The organism is Psychromonas sp. (genome assembly GCF_041586535.1).
GTDB lineage: Bacteria > Pseudomonadota > Gammaproteobacteria > Enterobacterales > Psychromonadaceae > Psychromonas.
The window spans coordinates 1-16,079 of the sequence record NZ_JBFGZY010000015.1 but is presented as its reverse complement, the minus strand read 5'-3'; the positions used below and the strand labels follow the sequence as shown (position 1 = coordinate 16,079).

The 16,079-nt window shown below is 45.0% G+C and carries 12 protein-coding genes; 8 read left to right on the top strand and 4 right to left on the bottom strand.

The window, feature by feature from the left end; translation table 11 throughout:
- Window positions 1-336 precede the first annotated feature (336 nt).
- From gspD to prfB, 4 genes are all read right to left on the bottom strand, one after another.
- Window positions 337-2,328: a type II secretion system secretin GspD gene (gene gspD, locus ABZA00_RS03060; protein WP_372880677.1), complete on the bottom strand. Its 1,992-nt coding sequence runs from the start codon at window positions 2,326-2,328 to the stop codon at window positions 337-339.
- Window positions 2,329-3,236: 908 nt separating this feature from the next.
- Window positions 3,237-3,596 (bottom strand): hypothetical protein, encoded by a 360-nt coding sequence (locus tag ABZA00_RS03055; RefSeq protein WP_372880676.1) that lies wholly within the window; start codon window positions 3,594-3,596, stop codon window positions 3,237-3,239.
- Window positions 3,597-3,614: 18 nt separating this feature from the next.
- Window positions 3,615-5,132: a lysine--tRNA ligase gene (lysS, locus tag ABZA00_RS03050; protein ID WP_372880675.1), complete on the bottom strand. Its 1,518-nt coding sequence runs from the start codon at window positions 5,130-5,132 to the stop codon at window positions 3,615-3,617.
- Between the two features lie 79 nt (window positions 5,133-5,211).
- Window positions 5,212-6,310 (bottom strand): peptide chain release factor 2 gene (gene prfB, locus ABZA00_RS03045; RefSeq protein WP_372880674.1). Its coding sequence is split into 2 segments (ribosomal slippage): window positions 5,212-6,234 and window positions 6,236-6,310, totalling 1,098 coding nucleotides; the frame shifts between segments, so codons are not numbered across the junction.
- Between the two features lie 348 nt (window positions 6,311-6,658).
- Between prfB and ABZA00_RS03040 the strand changes: the two genes are divergently transcribed.
- The 8 genes from ABZA00_RS03040 to ABZA00_RS03005 all read left to right on the top strand — a co-directional run bounded on the left by ABZA00_RS03040 (window position 6,659) and on the right by ABZA00_RS03005 (window position 14,972).
- A complete protein-coding gene (locus ABZA00_RS03040) occupies window positions 6,659-8,383 on the top strand; it encodes an acetolactate synthase 3 large subunit (RefSeq protein ID WP_372880673.1) in 1,725 nt (574 codons plus the stop codon).
- Window positions 8,376-8,873, top strand: coding sequence for an acetolactate synthase small subunit (ilvN, locus tag ABZA00_RS03035; protein WP_372880672.1), 498 nt, complete (start codon window positions 8,376-8,378; stop codon window positions 8,871-8,873). The genes ABZA00_RS03040 and ilvN overlap by 8 nt, the downstream gene beginning before the upstream one ends.
- Before the next feature lie 88 nt (window positions 8,874-8,961).
- Window positions 8,962-9,171 carry a hypothetical protein gene (locus ABZA00_RS03030; protein ID WP_372880671.1) on the top strand — a complete coding sequence of 70 codons (210 nt, stop codon included), beginning with the start codon at window positions 8,962-8,964 and terminating at the stop codon, window positions 9,169-9,171.
- Window positions 9,168-9,590: a copper chaperone PCu(A)C gene (locus tag ABZA00_RS03025; RefSeq protein WP_372880670.1), complete on the top strand. Its 423-nt coding sequence runs from the start codon at window positions 9,168-9,170 to the stop codon at window positions 9,588-9,590. The genes ABZA00_RS03030 and ABZA00_RS03025 overlap by 4 nt, the downstream gene beginning before the upstream one ends.
- A gap of 346 nt (window positions 9,591-9,936) precedes the next feature.
- Window positions 9,937-10,560 carry a TIGR04219 family outer membrane beta-barrel protein gene (locus ABZA00_RS03020; RefSeq protein WP_372880669.1) on the top strand — a complete coding sequence of 208 codons (624 nt, stop codon included), beginning with the start codon at window positions 9,937-9,939 and terminating at the stop codon, window positions 10,558-10,560.
- 152 nt (window positions 10,561-10,712) lie between these two features.
- Window positions 10,713-12,506: an assimilatory sulfite reductase (NADPH) flavoprotein subunit gene (locus ABZA00_RS03015; RefSeq protein ID WP_372880668.1), complete on the top strand. Its 1,794-nt coding sequence runs from the start codon at window positions 10,713-10,715 to the stop codon at window positions 12,504-12,506.
- Window positions 12,506-14,194 (top strand): assimilatory sulfite reductase (NADPH) hemoprotein subunit, encoded by a 1,689-nt coding sequence (cysI, locus tag ABZA00_RS03010; protein WP_372880667.1) that lies wholly within the window; start codon window positions 12,506-12,508, stop codon window positions 14,192-14,194. The genes ABZA00_RS03015 and cysI overlap by 1 nt, the downstream gene beginning before the upstream one ends.
- The gene (locus tag ABZA00_RS03005) at window positions 14,187-14,972 is read left to right on the top strand and encodes a phosphoadenylyl-sulfate reductase (RefSeq protein WP_372880666.1); all 786 of its coding nucleotides are present in this window, start codon (window positions 14,187-14,189) and stop codon (window positions 14,970-14,972) included. Before cysI ends, ABZA00_RS03005 begins: the two co-directional genes overlap by 8 nt.
- Window positions 14,973-16,079: the final 1,107 nt, after the last annotated feature.

The following is a 16,079-nucleotide window of genomic DNA, read 5'->3' as shown; positions in this document are numbered from 1 at the left end:
CCGTAGGGCAAGGCAACTTGTACCAATCTGCGTTGTTATAAAATCTCTATGTAGATTAACTATACTGCAATTTTATGCTTGGCATCTCGGCACAATTTGCCTTGCTGACTTTGCATCTTGAAGTATCATGGGTATAAATCTAAAATCTACAAAATATGTTTTACATTACATATCTAACATGATACTTGCAACTATGCTAAAAATAATATTTAAATTCAGAGGTGAGAAGCATTGTATTAATCATTTTTTGATACAGATCGCTGCTTTTATTTTTATGTTTGCCGGCAGCGATTAAGCCTCCCGATAAAACTGCCACTTTAAGTTGCTGTCAGCAGATTATTGTTGCTCTGCCTGAACTTCTATCCTGTTTTTTACCGCGCTGAAATCTTCCGGGTTAATTTCGTGGCTTTTACCCCATTCCGGTAAGATTGGCGCATTCTCATTCGGCATCAGGTTAATGCCGCTACTACGCTGCCCCTGCTGAATATCTCTGATCAGACGGTATTTACGACTACTCAGGGCCCCCATAGTTTGATCGTCACGGATAATAGTAGCCCGCAGAAACACCATCAGATTACTTTTTTCGGTGGTGCTGATGGTCGATTTGAACAGATTACCAAGCCAGGGAATATCCCCTAATAACGGCACTTTCTCGACGCTTTCATTAACCTCTTCACTGATCAGACCACCGAGGATAATGGTCTGTCCGGATTTAGCTAATACCGTGGTATTGACCGAACGTGTGGCGAAAATAATATCCACACTGGTGGAGCCCTGCACGCTGGAAACCTCCTGCTCAATCACCATTTTGATGGTATTACCCTTGTTGATCTGCGGGGTAACGGTTAATTTAATACCGACCTCTTCACGCTCAACCGTTGAAAACGTATCACTGCTGCTGGTGGTCGTTGAGCCGGTTAACACCGGCACTTCATTACCCACCACAAAACTTGCCTGCTGATTATCCAGGGTGGTAATACTGGGTGTGGAAAGCAGATTTGCGCTACTTGAACTGCTCACCGCCTGCAGGATAAAGGCCCAATCGCTGTCGCCAAAGCCGAAAATACCGCCAGAGAGACTAGATAGCGCATCTGCTGCATCATTATAGTCATCGTCTTCTTCCGCGCTGATATACGCCGACACCATATCCGATGTACTGACACCATTGTCACTGAATGATGTTCCACCAAGCTTAGCAACGAACTGCGCATTAAGATTGATACCATCAGCCTCTGAAACCTCCACAATAATCGCCTCAACTAACACCTGGGCACGGCGAATATCAAGCTGACGGATAATGTTACTTAAAGAGGACATTAACGCTGGTTGTGCTGAAATAATAATAGCGTTGGTCCCCTCGTGGGAGGTTATACTCAGATCAGACTGCCTGGCCGCAGCGCTGCCTTTACTACCAACAGATTGTTCCACACTGCCGCTCACCCCTTTTAGTACGTCCACTACCTCACTGGCAGTCGCATACTGCAGGTAAAACACCCGGGTATTGCCGCTATTGTGCATCTCGGTGTCTAATGATTTCACCAGCTTAATAATGCGCTGACGTATTTTCGGCTCACCACTGATAATGACTGAGTTGCTGCGTTGATCGGCTACTAAACGCGGTTTTAAAATGCTTGGCGTGCTGCTTTTGCTGTCCGATGTGCTGCTCTGCATGGACTCGACAATATCGACAACGTCTAACACACTGGCAAACTCAAGCTTAATGATATCAACATCCTGATCACCGGCTTTATCAACACGCTCAATAATCTCCACCAAACTGTTGATAACCCCGGCGCGTCCGGTGAGCATAATCACGTTGGCGGGATCGTAATAGGCGACATTACCGCCGTCGGAACTGTCATTGAGTTTACGTAATAACGGCGCCAGTTCGCGGGCGGAAACATTCGCCACGGGGACAACGCGGGTGATCATTTCATCACTGCTAAGCCGTGAAGCCGCATCAACAACCGGCGCCCCGGACACTTTGGCTTTTTTTGCTTTGATAACCTTGAGTATGCCGTTATCCATTTCGATAACCGCAAAACCGTGAACTTCCAATACATTGAGAAAAAACTGGTAATACTGCCGTTCATTAAGCTGAGTGTAACTGCGCACGCTGACCTTACCGCGCACCCCGGGATCTAAGATAATGGTTTTGTTTAAGTTTTTGCCGACAATATTGATAAATTCGAGAATATCAGCATCGTTAAAACTGGCTGAAAATTCAGTGGCAGAGACAGACCCGCTGTTTCCCGCGTAAACCACCAAAGCCAGTAAAGTTAACCTCAACAGCCCGGTTAACTTATGCTTTATCCGTAAAAATATCATTATTTTTCAAACTCCAATTGCTTGTATTTTTCATAAAATGGTTAAATGTAATTTCGCCGGCAGATCTTGATTGGGGTGTATACCAGGAGCGCTCATTGGAAAGAGGTTCGATTTACAAGCATGTTAACAACAGGTAGCCTGCGAATCATTTTATTGAGTCGGCTATGATAACCGGGGAATGTGCAAGAAATATGGAAATACCGAGGGATTAAAGGGTTGCGGGTTATTAGCTATCAGTAGACGGTTGCGGGCTGCAAGCGATGAGCGATGAGCGATGAGCTGCGGGGTGATTTACAGTTGCTATTCCGAGCTTGATAGCACTTGGTGTAACATTCAACGTTGGTATTCCGCCTTTGACGGCGTGTAAGCGATGAGAAACCGAAACGCAGTTTCGCAGTTCGAGAGAGCTATGCTCTCTCAACAGCTTAGGGAATGAAAGTTTTGTTCGTGACACCATGCTGTCGCATAACTCACAGTGCCGTATACAGGGAAGGCAGAGCCTATCCCGCTCATAAACCTGAACTGTCGTTCAATTCGCCGAACGTTTTTTTATCTTGATAAATAAATCCCTTTTTAACGCACCAGTTCGGAACGCACATCCCTGTGCGTTCCGAACTGGTGCGTTAAAAAGTGGTTGGGCAGTGCAAGATTAAAAAAATGGCTAGGGGTGACGCTTTTTGCCTACTTTTTCTCGGCATTTAGAAGCATGACGATTTCGAACTGCGAAACAGTGTTTCGGTTTCTCATCGTCTAATCGCCGTCAGGGCGAAAGAGCCAACAAATAAATTTAAACCAAACGTTTAAAGCGAAAGCTTGTGAACAACTAAATCGGCTAGTCAGCGACATTAATAGCTAAACTGCCCTGCATTTTGTCTTGTGCTATTTATTCGCAAAACAATGCGGCTACATTAATCCCCTTCCATTTTTCTAGCAGGCAGGTATCGCTTTAGCAATAAAATCATGGAAGATTTTGTAGGCTTGGCATGTATAGGGATGTACATTCCAAGTCGGTGCGTTAAAAAGTGATGGCTGATTGGTAGGTTCAAAAAATGGCTAAGGGGCGGCACTTTTTGGTTACTTTTTCTTGCTGTTGAGAAAAAGTGACTCGCCGTCAGGGCGAAAACACCAACAATGAAAGTTAAAGCAAACGCCAGCAGCGAAAGCATATGATAAAGCAATTCGGCTGCAACAACATTCCCGCGTGGAGTGGGAGAAACAACAGGTAAAAAAAAGCCCCACGCTAGGTGAGGCTGATAATATAAATGCAAGGCCAAAACCTCAAACCATTATTTTGCCTGTGGACGCATATGCGGGAACAATAACACGTCACGGATAGTATGGCTGTCAGTGAATAACATCACCAGACGGTCAATACCGATACCTTCACCGGCTGTTGGCGGTAAACCGTGCTCCAGTGCGGTAATATAATCGGCATCGTAGAACATCGCTTCATCATCACCGGATTCTTTCTGTGCAACCTGATCCATAAAACGTTCAGCCTGATCCTGAGAATCGTTCAGCTCAGAGAAACCATTGGCCAGTTCACGTCCACCAACAAAGAACTCAAAACGATCGGTTACGCTTGGATCCTGATCATTACGGCGTGCAAGAGGTGAAACCTCGGCTGGGTATGCGGTGATAAAGGTCGGCTGGATCAGTTTGTGCTCAGTGGTCTCTTCAAAGATTTCAGTTAACACTTTACCTTCGCCCCAACCCTCTTTCAGATTAACATGCAGACGTGCTGCTAATGCTTTCAGGCTGTCCATGCTTTCCAGTTCAGCTGCTTCAATCTCTTCATTGTATGCCAGTACCGACTCTTTCATGGTCATACGGATAAACGGCGCACCAAAATCAAACTGCTGATCACCGTATTTAACAATACTTGAGCCTAATACGGTTTCAGTAATATGACGTAACATATCTTCTGTCAGGTTCATCAGATCGATGTAATCAGCATAAGCCTGATAGAATTCAATCATGGTGAATTCAGGGTTATGTCGTGTTGACAGACCTTCATTACGGAAGCTGCGGTTGATTTCGAAAACACGCTCAAAACCACCGACTACTAAACGTTTCAGGTTTAATTCCGGTGCAATACGCAGATACATCTGCAGATCCAGTGCATTATGGAAAGTTTCAAAAGGTTTTGCCGCCGCACCGCCGGGAATCGCCTGCAGCATGGGCGTTTCTACTTCCATAAACTGCTGTTCGATTAAGTAGTTACGGATAGCGCTAATGATTTTGTTACGCAGAATAAAAGTACGACGTGAGTCTTCATTGGCAATGAGATCCAGGTAGCGCTGACGGTAACAGGCTTCGGTATCAGAAAGACCGTGGAATTTATCAGGCAGCGGACGCAGTGCTTTGGTTAAGATGCGGATCTCGCTGACTTTGATACTTAGCTCATTGGTCTGGGTTTTAAATAATACCCCTTTTGCACCGATGATATCGCCTAAATCCCATTTTTTGAATTCATTGTTATAGAAACCTTCCGGCAGATTATCACGGGTAACGTAAACCTGAACACGGCCGCCCATATCCTGGATAGTGGCAAAACTGGCTTTACCCATTATACGACGCATCATCATACGTCCGGCTACGGTCACTTCAACGCCTAACTCTTCCAGCTCTTCTTTTGTTTTATCATCATAAAGCTTATGTAAATCATCAGAAATATTGTCACGGCGGAAGTCATTCGGGAATGCCTGCCCCTTTTCACGCATGGCATCTAATTTGGCTAGACGCTGTGCCATGATCTCATTTAACTCTTCTTGTGGTGCTTCTGCTTGATTCTGCTCTGACATGGTTGTTCCTATTATCTTCCACTATTAATTTTGGTTTGTTAATTTGTTAGCTGTTAGCTGTTAGCTGTTAGCTGTTAGCTCATAATCCTGACTTTAAGCTGGCTTCGATAAATTTATCTAAACCGCCGTCCAGCACAGCCTGGGTATTACGGCTTTCAATGCCGGTTCTCAAATCTTTAATCCGCGCATCATCGAGCACGTATGAACGTATTTGACTGCCCCAGCCAATGTCCGATTTATTATCTTCGCTGATCTGTTTCTCGGCATTTTGTTTCTGCAGTTCATACTCATACAATTTTGCTCTTAACTGCTTCATTGCCTGATCTTTATTCTTATGCTGGGAGCGGTCATTCTGACACTGCACCACGATATTAGTCGGTACGTGGGTAATACGTACCGCAGATTCAGTGGTATTTACGTGCTGCCCGCCCGCACCGGATGCCCGGTAAACGTCAATGCGCAGATCCGCCGGATTGATCTGGATATCAATATTATCTTCAATTTCCGGGTAGATGAATGCGGATGCAAATGAGGTATGACGGCGACCGGTTGAATCGAAAGGTGACTTGCGCACTAAGCGGTGCACACCGGTTTCAGTACGTAACCAGCCAAACGCATACTCGCCGCTGAAACGGATAGTCGCACCTTTTATGCCTGCCACATCACCGGGAGAAACCTCCATCAGCTCGGTTTTATAACCGTGGGCTTCACCCCAGCGCAGATACATACGCAATAGCATATTTGCCCAATCCTGCGCTTCTGTGCCGCCGGAGCCTGATTGAATATCTAAATAACAGGAGCAGGCATCGTGGTTACCGGAGAACATCCGGCGGAACTCTAATACTTCTAATTTTTTTTCCAGTTCACCGACTTCTTCTACGGCTTCATCAAAACTGTCTTGATCTTCTTCTTCAGTGGCCATCTCTACGAGCATAAGAATATCTTCCATGCCCGCAGTCATGGTATCAATGGTTTCAACAACCAGCTCCAGTGCACTGCGTTCTTTACCTAATGCCTGCGCACGTTCAGGTTCATTCCACACTTCAGGTGATTCTAATTCGCGGCTAACTTCTTCTAAACGTTCAGATTTAGCATCATAGTCAAAGGTACCCCCTAAGCACTTCGGTGCGCTCAGTCAGATCTTTTACTTTATTTAAAATAGGATTTACTTCGAACATCAAAAATCTCAATTAGTTAATGATAAAAAAAGAGACGAATTTTAACCAATATCAAGGCAAATAAACAGATCAGATTAAAAATAAATAAGCAGGTAAAGTAGCTGCCCTGCCCGCTTTGAATGTCGCCTGTGTTACGGATCTTTTGCCAACCACCTGCAAAAAATAAAAATAAGCTGATTTTTTAACATTTTATTGATGCAATTATTTTTCATTAAAGTAAAGTTACGCTTCACTATATTCAAACTGTCTATGAGTCATATTAAAGCAGTTTGGCTAAAACAAAGGTTCACCCTCACCCGATACAGGTGGGAAGTGACGCAATTTACCAATTGTATAAAGGAGAATATTATGGAGATGTTATCTGGCGCCGAGATGGTTGTCCGATCCCTACAAGACGAAGGTATTGAACATATTTTCGGTTACCCTGGTGGTAGCGTATTAGATATCTATGATGCGATTTTTCAATGCAGCGATATTGAACATTTCTTAGTCCGCCATGAACAAGCCGCAGTGCATATGGCCGATGCCTATTCTCGCGCGACCGGCAAGGTCGGTACAGTACTTGTGACTGCAGGACCCGGCGCAACAAACTGTATAACCGGGATAGCCACAGCCTATATGGATTCCATTCCACTGGTAGTGCTTTCAGGACAGGTACCAACCAACTGGATTGGCGATGATGCCTTCCAGGAAACGGATATGATCGGGGTATCCCGGCCGGTGGTAAAACACAGCTTTTTATGCCGTACTGCCCAGGAAATTCCGATGGCCATTAAAAAAGCCTTCTATCTGGCATCAACAGGACGTCCTGGCCCAGTGGTCGTTGATTTACCAAAAGATGTACAGAACCCGCTCCATAAATTTCCCTATGAGTACCCTAAATCCGTTGAACTGCGCTCTTACAAGCCAACGGTTAGCGGCCACAGAGGACAGATTAAACGTGCTTTAGCGGCATTATTAGCGGCTAAAAGACCGGTACTTTATGTCGGCGGCGGTGCTATTCAGGCAAACGCCTCAGAGCAGGTGATAGAGCTTGCCGAAAAACTCAATCTGCCGGTTACCAATACCCTGATGGGGTTAGGCGCATTTCCCGGCCAGCATCCGCAGAACCTAGGTATGCTCGGTATGCACGGTACCTACGAAGCCAATTTATCGATGCATAATGCCGATCTTATTTTTGCAGTGGGTGCGCGCTTCGATGACCGTGTAACCAATAATGTTGCCAAGTTCTGTCCGAAGGCAAAAATAATGCAGATCGATATTGATCCGACCTCTATTTCAAAAAATATCCATGTGGATTTACCGATTGTCGGCTCTATCGAAATCGTCCTGCAGCAGATGTTAAACCTGCTCGATGAAACGCAGGCAAGCAATGACAGCGAGCTTATTTGCCGCTGGTGGAAAAAAATAGAAGAGTGGCGCGGCAAAAACTGTCTTGCTTACAAAACGTCAGAGACACACATTAAACCGCAGCAGGTTATTGAAAGCTTATACAAAATCACTGACGGTGATGCGATTATTACCTCTGATGTCGGTCAACATCAGATGTTTGCCGCCCTCTATTACCCGTTTAAAGAACCGCGCCAATGGATTAATTCCGGCGGTTTAGGGACTATGGGTTTTGGTCTGCCTGCAGCCATTGGCTGTAAAATTGCCTTCCCGGATCGCCCGGTTGTCTGTGTAACCGGAGATGGTTCAATTCAAATGAATATCCAGGAGTTATCAACCTGTATGCAATACAATATCCCAGTGGTGATTGTATTGCTTAACAACCGCTCCTTAGGCATGGTTAAACAGTGGCAGAAGATGTTTTACGGTGGCCGCCAGTCTCACTCTTATATGGAATCCGTACCTGATTTTGTAAAACTTTCAGAAGCTTACAATCACATTGGTATTAAAGTGGATACTATTGACGAACTTGAACCGGCATTGAAACGTGCCTTTGAATTAAAAGATCGCGTGGTCTTTTTAGATATTATGATTGATCCGGAAGAACATGTTTACCCAATGCAAATTAAATTCGGCAGCATGGAAGATATGTACTTAAGCAAAACGGAGAAGACCAATGCGTAACATTATTTCTGTATTACTTGAAAATGAATCCGGTGCTCTGTCGCGTGTTGTTGGTTTATTTTCGCAACGTGGTTACAACATCGAATCATTAACGGTTTCACCCACCAATGATTTAACTTTATCGCGCATGACCATCACTACTGTCGTGCCTGATAACGCCAGACTTGAGCAGATGATGAAACAGCTGCACAAACTGGTTGATGTACTGCGTGTGTCGGAGTTAACCGAAGGCCCGCACATTGAACGGGAACTGATGCTGATTAAAGTGCGTACTTTAACCGAAACCCGTGAGGAGATTAAACGCTGCGCCGATATTTTCCGCGGACAAGTTGTGGATATCACTCAGAACCTTTATACCATTCAATTAAGCGGTACCTGCGCGAAGTTAGATGCATTTATTGCAACGCTTGAAGATACCGGTGAAGTCGTTGAAGTAGTTCGCTCCGGTGTCTGCGGTATTGCCCGCGGAGAAAAAGCACTGCGCAGTTAATTTTCTACCGGGGTGATAGTTGACAAAAAATGCAAAGTGCAGCAATGGGCTTTGCATTTTTTTTGCTGAAGGGTTTATAGGAGTTTATATGTTAGAGCTGGCCGCCCTGTTGCTCAGTGTATTTATTTTGTTTATGTTTGGTATCTCGGTGCTCAGCTTAACGGTGATTGCCGTGATTATGATTGTCAGCTTTATTCTATTGAGCACCTTATCCTTTATCTTTAAATTCGGCTTTTGGCTGTTATCCGCCCTGTTCATCTATTATTACTTTTTTAAAAAGAATAAGGACTGCCCATGAAAATCATCACTTCATTATTAGTGAGCGGTTTATTGCTGCTCAGCACACAGGTATTTGCCACTCAGCTAAGCGTTGAAGATGCTTACGTCAGAGCGACACCGCCTAACAGCAAAAACAGTGCGGCCTTTATGGTGATCAACAACACCGGCAATGAAGAGGTTAAACTGATCGCCGCCGCGAGTGATATCGCGGATCGCGTAGAGCTGCATACCCATATACATGCAGACGGTATGATGAAAATGCGTCAGGTTCCAGAAGTGAGTATTCAAGCGCAAAATACCGTTGCATTACAGCCGGGCGGTTACCATGTGATGTTTGTTAATTTAAAGCAGCCACTTAAAGAGGGCCAGTCCGTTGCTATTTTGTTATATTTTGATAACGGTGAGCAGATTAAAGTTAATGCTCCCATAAAAAAATGACTATGCATAAATAACAGCTTACGGCTATCCCCAGTGGCCTGCGAGCCTAAATCTTATATATAAGCCCATAACCAATGATGCTGTTCTTTGTTTTTCGGGGCGCAGGATTTATCCTGCAAATAAAGGCAAAATTTAATAAACTTGGTATTCCGCCCTGACGGCGTGTAGACGATCAGAAACCGAAACGTAGTTTCGCAGTTCGAAGAAGTCATGCTCTTTGCTCAATTAAAGAAAACAGGGCACGCAGAGCTTTGCCCGCTCGTAACACTATGCTGTCGCATAACTCGCCCAAAAGACAGGCTGCAAGCGACCGACAAGAACAACAAAAAACAAACCAGGAGTAATAATGAAAAAACAAATAAGTGCGACTATCATCGCTAGCGCGATGTGTATGCCGGCTACGGCTATGGTGGATGTGTACGCAGGACTTGATTACCGCACTACAGACACCAGCCAGTCAGTTTCAGGGGAAGATCTCAAAGAAACCAATAACTTATCTGGTTACCTTGCCTTTGAGCATTTTATTCCTATGCTGCCTAATGCAAAACTGAAATATTCAGACTTAAGCAGCGAAACAGAGGCAGGCTCGACGAAAATAGACAGCTCTGCGAGCAATGCGATTCTCTATTACCAACTATTTAATAATGACCTGTTTGAAGTTGATTTAGGTCTGGCCTATACCCATCTGGACAGTGACTTCCAGAATCTCTCATCAGACCTGGCTCAGGCGTATGCTGCGGCGAAGTTTTTTGTTCCTGCAACCGGCATCAACGCCTTTGCGGAAATCATTAGCGGCTCACTAAACAGCGATAAAGCAAATGATATCGAACTGGGAGTGGCCTATACCTTCAATCCTGATGCAATTATTAATATCGCCGTGCGTGCGGGTTACCGTTTTCAGGATGCTGAGATTAATAACCTCGACCAGGAAAACAAAGGCCTGTTTGCCGGTATGGAAATACATTTCTAAGCAAATGGCTGCGAGCTGTCGGCCTTCGGCTGACATCATCATATCCGCGCTTAAATTCTATTTAGTTATACAAAATCATTTTTTATTCTTTTGTTCTTGCCAATGCAACCCGTAATATGCTCACATCTTAATAGAATTATGGGAATATCAGCATGGCTTTAAAAAACATCTCGGCCTTAACTTCTCCTTTATCTGAGCTGCAGCTCTCCAAGCTGCAGCAAGCTATAGCCGATTTAACGCCCGTTCAAACAGCTTGGGTAAGCGGCTACCTTGCAGGTGTAAGCCATACTCCTGCAGCCGTGGAAACCGCGGTCAGCTCAGGACAACACCTGACTATTTTATTCGGCTCACAGACCGGTAACAGTAAAGGGGTTGCGGAACAGTTAGCACAACTGGCGGACACTAAAGGAATAACACATACTTTAGTTTCTATGGCCGATTACAAAGCTAAAAATATCAAAGATGAAAGTCATGTTATTGTTGTCGTAAGTACCAATGGTGAAGGCGAAGCACCTGATGATGCCATTGATCTGCACGCCTTTTTAGCCAGTAAAAAAGCCCCTAAACTGGATAACTTAAAATTTGCGGTATTAGGCCTTGGCGATTCAAGCTATGAATTTTTCTGTCAGACCGGCAAAGATTTTGACCAGCGTTTAACCGCCCTTGGCGCAACCGCCATTGTCGAGCGCTTGGATGCTGATGTTGACTATGAGACAGTGACCGCGGAATGGTTTGAAAAAGCCTTAAGCAAAGTGGAAGAAACTCTTGAAAAAGGTGGCTTTGTAGCCGCTTCTCAACCTCTAGCCGGCAGCCCGCAAACGGCAAATAAATATGATAAACAGAATCCGTTTACGGCAACCCTGCTAACCCAGCAAAAAATTACCGGCGATCGTTCAGCTAAAGATGTCCGTCATATCGAAATTGATCTGGAAGGTTCGGATCTGCATTACTCAGTGGGAGATGCATTAGGAGTCTGGTTCGAAAACGATCCGCTGTTGGTTGAAGCGATCATTAACAAACTGAAACTTGACCCGCAGGCGCAGGTTCAGATTGACGATAAAAGTGTCTCTCTGCAGCAGGCCTTAACTGAATATTTCGAGCTAACCGGTACGCATCCGGCATTTGTCGAAGGTTATGCTAAGTTAACCGATAATAAAACATTATTAGCCCTTGCTGAAGATAAAAATAAGTTACGTGATTTTGCCAATACTCATCAAGTTGTTGATGTACTCAGTGATACAGGTAATGAAGCGGTTACTGCTGAAAACTTCCTGGCATTGCTGCGTCGACTCAGCCCGCGCTTATACTCTATTGCTTCAAGCCAAACTGAAGTAGAGCAGGAAGTGCATCTTACCGTGGGTACGGTAACCTTTGAGAATGAACAGGGTGAAACACGTCAGGGCGGCGCATCAAGCTTCCTCGGTCAGCGCCTGCAGGAAGGTGGTGAAGTGAAGGTGTTTATCGAAGATAACCACAATTTCCGTTTACCTGCTAATCCGGAAACGCCAATCATTATGGTTGGACCGGGTACAGGTATCGCGCCTTTCCGTGCATTTTTACAGGAACGTGACGCAACCGAAGCAACAGGTAAAAACTGGTTGTTTTTCGGTGACCAGACTTTCACGGAAGATTTTTTATACCAGACAGAGTGGCAGGGTTTCCTAAAATCAGGTCTATTAACCAATCTGGATTTAGCCTTCTCCCGTGATCAGGCTGAGAAAATTTATGTCCAGGATCGTCTCAGAGAAAAGGGTCATGAAATTTATCAATGGCTGCAGGATGGCGCGCATTTTTATGTTTGCGGTGATGCCAACCGGATGGCCAAAGATGTACAACAAACACTGATCGAAATTATCGGCGCACAAGGTAACAAAAGCCTTGAAGATGCTGAACAATATTTAACCGAATTACGTCAAGCAAAACGTTACCAGAGGGATGTCTACTAATGAGCCAGAAATTACACGATAACGAACGAATTAAAATTGAAAGTAACTTTCTCCGCGGTAAATTAGTTGAGGGACTTAATGATAATACCACTGGTGCTTTTCCCTCTGACGAAGTGCAGTTAGTTAAGTTCCATGGTTTATACCAGCAGGATCACCGCGATTACCGTGCTGAGCGTAAAAAACAGAAATTGGAGCCTTTGTACTCATTCCTGTTACGTGCCCGTTTACCCGGTGGTGTGGTAACCCCGCAGCAACTGTTGGAGATTGACCGGATTGCCAGCGAATTAACTGATGCAGGCAGCATCCGTTTGACAACACGACAAACGTTTCAATACCACGGCATCTATAAACGTAATCTGAAATCGGTATTTCAGGAGTTGAAGTTCAAAGCGAACATTGACTCAATTTTTACCGCAGGAGACGTTAACCGTAATGTGATTTGTACATCAAATCCGATGCAGTCTGATTTACATGCGCAGGTTTATGACTGGTCGACAAAAATCAGTGAACTGTTATTACCGCACAGTAATGCCTTTGCGGAAATCTGGCTGGATGGTGAAAAAGTTCATGAAACAGAAAAAGAGCCAATCTATGGCGAAACATACCTGCCGCGTAAATTTAAAACCGCAGTAGTATTGCCACCATTTAATGATGTGGACGTGCATGCTAATGACCTTAACTTTGTGGCTATTGTTGAAGACGAAAAAGTTGTTGGTTTTAACGTATTGGTAGGCGGCGGCCTGGGTATGACTCATGGTGACAAAACCACTTTCCCGCGTAAAGCCGATGATTTTGGATTTATCGCCGTTGACGATATTTTGGAAATCGCCAAAGCGGTAGTGACCACGCAGCGCGATTTAGGCGGCCGTGTCAGCCGCTCTCACGCCCGTACAAAATATACGCTGGAAACCCATGGGGTAGAGAAATTTAAAGGCGAAGTTGAATCACGCTCCGGTATTAAGTTTGCACCATCACGCCCTTATGAATTTACAGAGCGTGGTGATCGTATCGGCTGGGTTAAAGGCAGCGATAATAAGTGGCACTTAACGGTGTTTATTGAAAATGGCCGTATTCTCGATTATCCGGGTAAACCGCTGAAATCAGGCTTAGTGGAAATAGCCAAAGTTCACCAGGGTGATTTCCGCATGACCGCGAATCAAAACCTGATTATTGCCAGCGTGCCGGAAGCGGAAAAAGAGACCATTGAAAGCCTCGCACGGAAATGCGGCCTGATTGATGACAGCCACACTGAGCAGCGCTTTAACTCGATGGCCTGTGTTGCTTTGCCGACCTGTCCGTTAGCGATGGCGGAAGCTGAGCGTTATCTGCCGGGATTAGTGAGTGATGTTGAAGGCATGCTGAAAAAACATGGTGTTGCACAAGAGCATATTATTTTGCGTGTCACCGGCTGTCCTAATGGCTGTGGCCGTTCAATGCTTGCTGAAGTTGGTCTGGTGGGTAAAGCCCCTGGGCGTTACAATTTATACCTTGGCGGTAATACTAACGGTACGCGTATACCTAAAATGTATCAGGAGAATATCGATGAAGCGACTATTCTCGCCACCCTGGATGAGCTAATCGCACGCTGGGCAAGCGAGCGTCAGGCAGCAGAAGGTTTTGGTGATTTTGTTATTCGCGCAGGCATTATCAAAGAAGTAGTTATTGCTTCTAGGGATTTTCATGATTAAACAAATCAGCGACACCGCTTCTAAACTGGATCTCAGCTATCTGTTGACCCTGGATAAGGCGCAATGTACTGAGGCACTTGCAGAAACTAATAAACAACTTGAGCAGATGACAGCCCAGCAGAGAGTGCGCTGGGCTATCGAAAACCTTGAAAGTGAATTTGTTTTATCTTCAAGCTTTGGTATTCAGGCTGCAGTGTGCCTGCACCTGATTACCCGGGAGAAAGCGGATACGCCGATTATTTTAACCGATACCGGTTATCTGTTTCCTGAAACCTATAAATTTATTGATGATCTGACTGAGCGTTTAAATTTAAATCTTAAAATTTATCGTGCCGAGCAGAGCAGCGCCTGGCAGGAAGCACGTTATGGAAAATTGTGGGAGCAAGGGGTTGAAGGCTTAACCCGCTACAACCTGATCAACAAAGTTGAGCCCATGAAGCGCGCGCTTAAAGAGTTGAATGCCAAGACCTGGTTTTCAGGTTTACGCCGCTCACAGGCATCCAGCCGGGGACATTTGCCCGTTTTAAGCATCCAAAATGGCTGCTTTAAATTTTTGCCGATTATCGACTGGAGCAACAAACAGGTACATTATTACCTGCAGGAAAATAATCTTGAATACCATCCGCTTTGGGAACAGGGTTATGTGTCCGTCGGTGACGTACAGACATCGCGTCCGCTGGAGGCGGGCATGAGTGAAGAGGAAACCCGTTTCTTCGGTCTGAAACGCGAATGTGGCCTGCATGAAGATGATGTTGAAGAACAAGGCAGTGGTATTTAACCATTACCGAGATCTTCTTATAAAAGCCTTCGTTTGACGAAGGCTTTTTTGTTTCTGCTGCGAGTAGCGGCAGCAAACAGGTATTGCAGCAGCTGAAACTGAGCCTTTGGGCTCGGCTGTCAACTGAAGGCGGGATTCCGGTGCCGCTGCACGACACGCGCATGACAAAAAGCAAATACGCCAGCCGTGAGGCGCGCAGCCGCACTCGCCACTCACACCCACGGCAAAGCCCTCAGCAACACTTTAAGACACACTGGGCGCAGCCTAGAGCACGTAACAGACCGCCAATCACCGACAGCTGACGGCTGAAGGCTGACGGCTGACAGCTAATAGCTCGCAGCCGACAGCCATATACACACTGAGATCATCGATTTAAACACCTCGATGATGACGGAGTGTATTGACTGATAGCTGATAACTGATAGCTGACGGCTGACGGCTGCAGTTTCCTACAAGCATTTGACTAAACAGCTTATTCGATTTATTCGATGATAGTAGAAACCCGCACCTACATCATTGAAAGGTATAGCGCCACCGTCACACATCAGCGAACATGAAGACAATGCGGACTGAAGTCCGCGCCCCAGAATACCCGTCCTGCAGAGATAAAAAAAAGAACACCTTAGTGCTCTTTCTTGTATTGTTCTTATCTACATCTTATTCGATGATAGTAGAAACAAGCACCTACGTCCTTTACAGGTATAGCGCCACCTTCTCTGATAGCGTCTATAGCTCGGCTAAAGCCGAAGCCCCAAAATAAAAAAGAGAGCCTAAGCTCTCTTTTTTTGAATGCTATTTAACTAAACATATTATTCGATGATAGTAGAAACAAGCACCTACGTCCTTTACAGGTATAGTGCCACATTTACTTTTTGCAAAGCAAAAAAAAAGAGAGCCTAAGCCCTCTTTTTTTGAATGCTATTTAACTAAACATCTTATTCGATGATAGTAGAAACAAGCACCTACGTCCCTTACAGGTATAGCGCCACATTTACTTTTTGCAAAGCAAAAAAAAAGAGAGCCTAAGCCCTCTTTTTTTGAATGCTATTTAACTAAACATCTTATTCGATGATAGTAGAAACAAGCACCTACGTCCTTTACAGGTAT

What these genes read in the sequence shown, in the direction of transcription:
- ABZA00_RS03005 (WP_372880666.1), top strand. Translation starts at nt 14,187, where the DNA reads ATGATTAAACAAATCAGCGACACCGCTTCTAAACTGGATCTCAGCTAT.
- ABZA00_RS03020 (WP_372880669.1), top strand. Translation starts at nt 9,937, where the DNA reads ATGAAAAAACAAATAAGTGCGACTATCATCGCTAGCGCGATGTGTATG.
- ABZA00_RS03040 (WP_372880673.1), top strand. Translation starts at nt 6,659, where the DNA reads ATGGAGATGTTATCTGGCGCCGAGATGGTTGTCCGATCCCTACAAGAC.
- cysI (WP_372880667.1), top strand. Translation starts at nt 12,506, where the DNA reads ATGAGCCAGAAATTACACGATAACGAACGAATTAAAATTGAAAGTAAC.
- lysS (WP_372880675.1), bottom strand. Translation starts at nt 5,132, where the DNA reads ATGTCAGAGCAGAATCAAGCAGAAGCACCACAAGAAGAGTTAAATGAG.
- gspD (WP_372880677.1), bottom strand. Translation starts at nt 2,328, where the DNA reads ATGATATTTTTACGGATAAAGCATAAGTTAACCGGGCTGTTGAGGTTA.
- ABZA00_RS03025 (WP_372880670.1), top strand. Translation starts at nt 9,168, where the DNA reads ATGAAAATCATCACTTCATTATTAGTGAGCGGTTTATTGCTGCTCAGC.
- ABZA00_RS03015 (WP_372880668.1), top strand. Translation starts at nt 10,713, where the DNA reads ATGGCTTTAAAAAACATCTCGGCCTTAACTTCTCCTTTATCTGAGCTG.
- ilvN (WP_372880672.1), top strand. Translation starts at nt 8,376, where the DNA reads ATGCGTAACATTATTTCTGTATTACTTGAAAATGAATCCGGTGCTCTG.
- ABZA00_RS03030 (WP_372880671.1), top strand. Translation starts at nt 8,962, where the DNA reads ATGTTAGAGCTGGCCGCCCTGTTGCTCAGTGTATTTATTTTGTTTATG.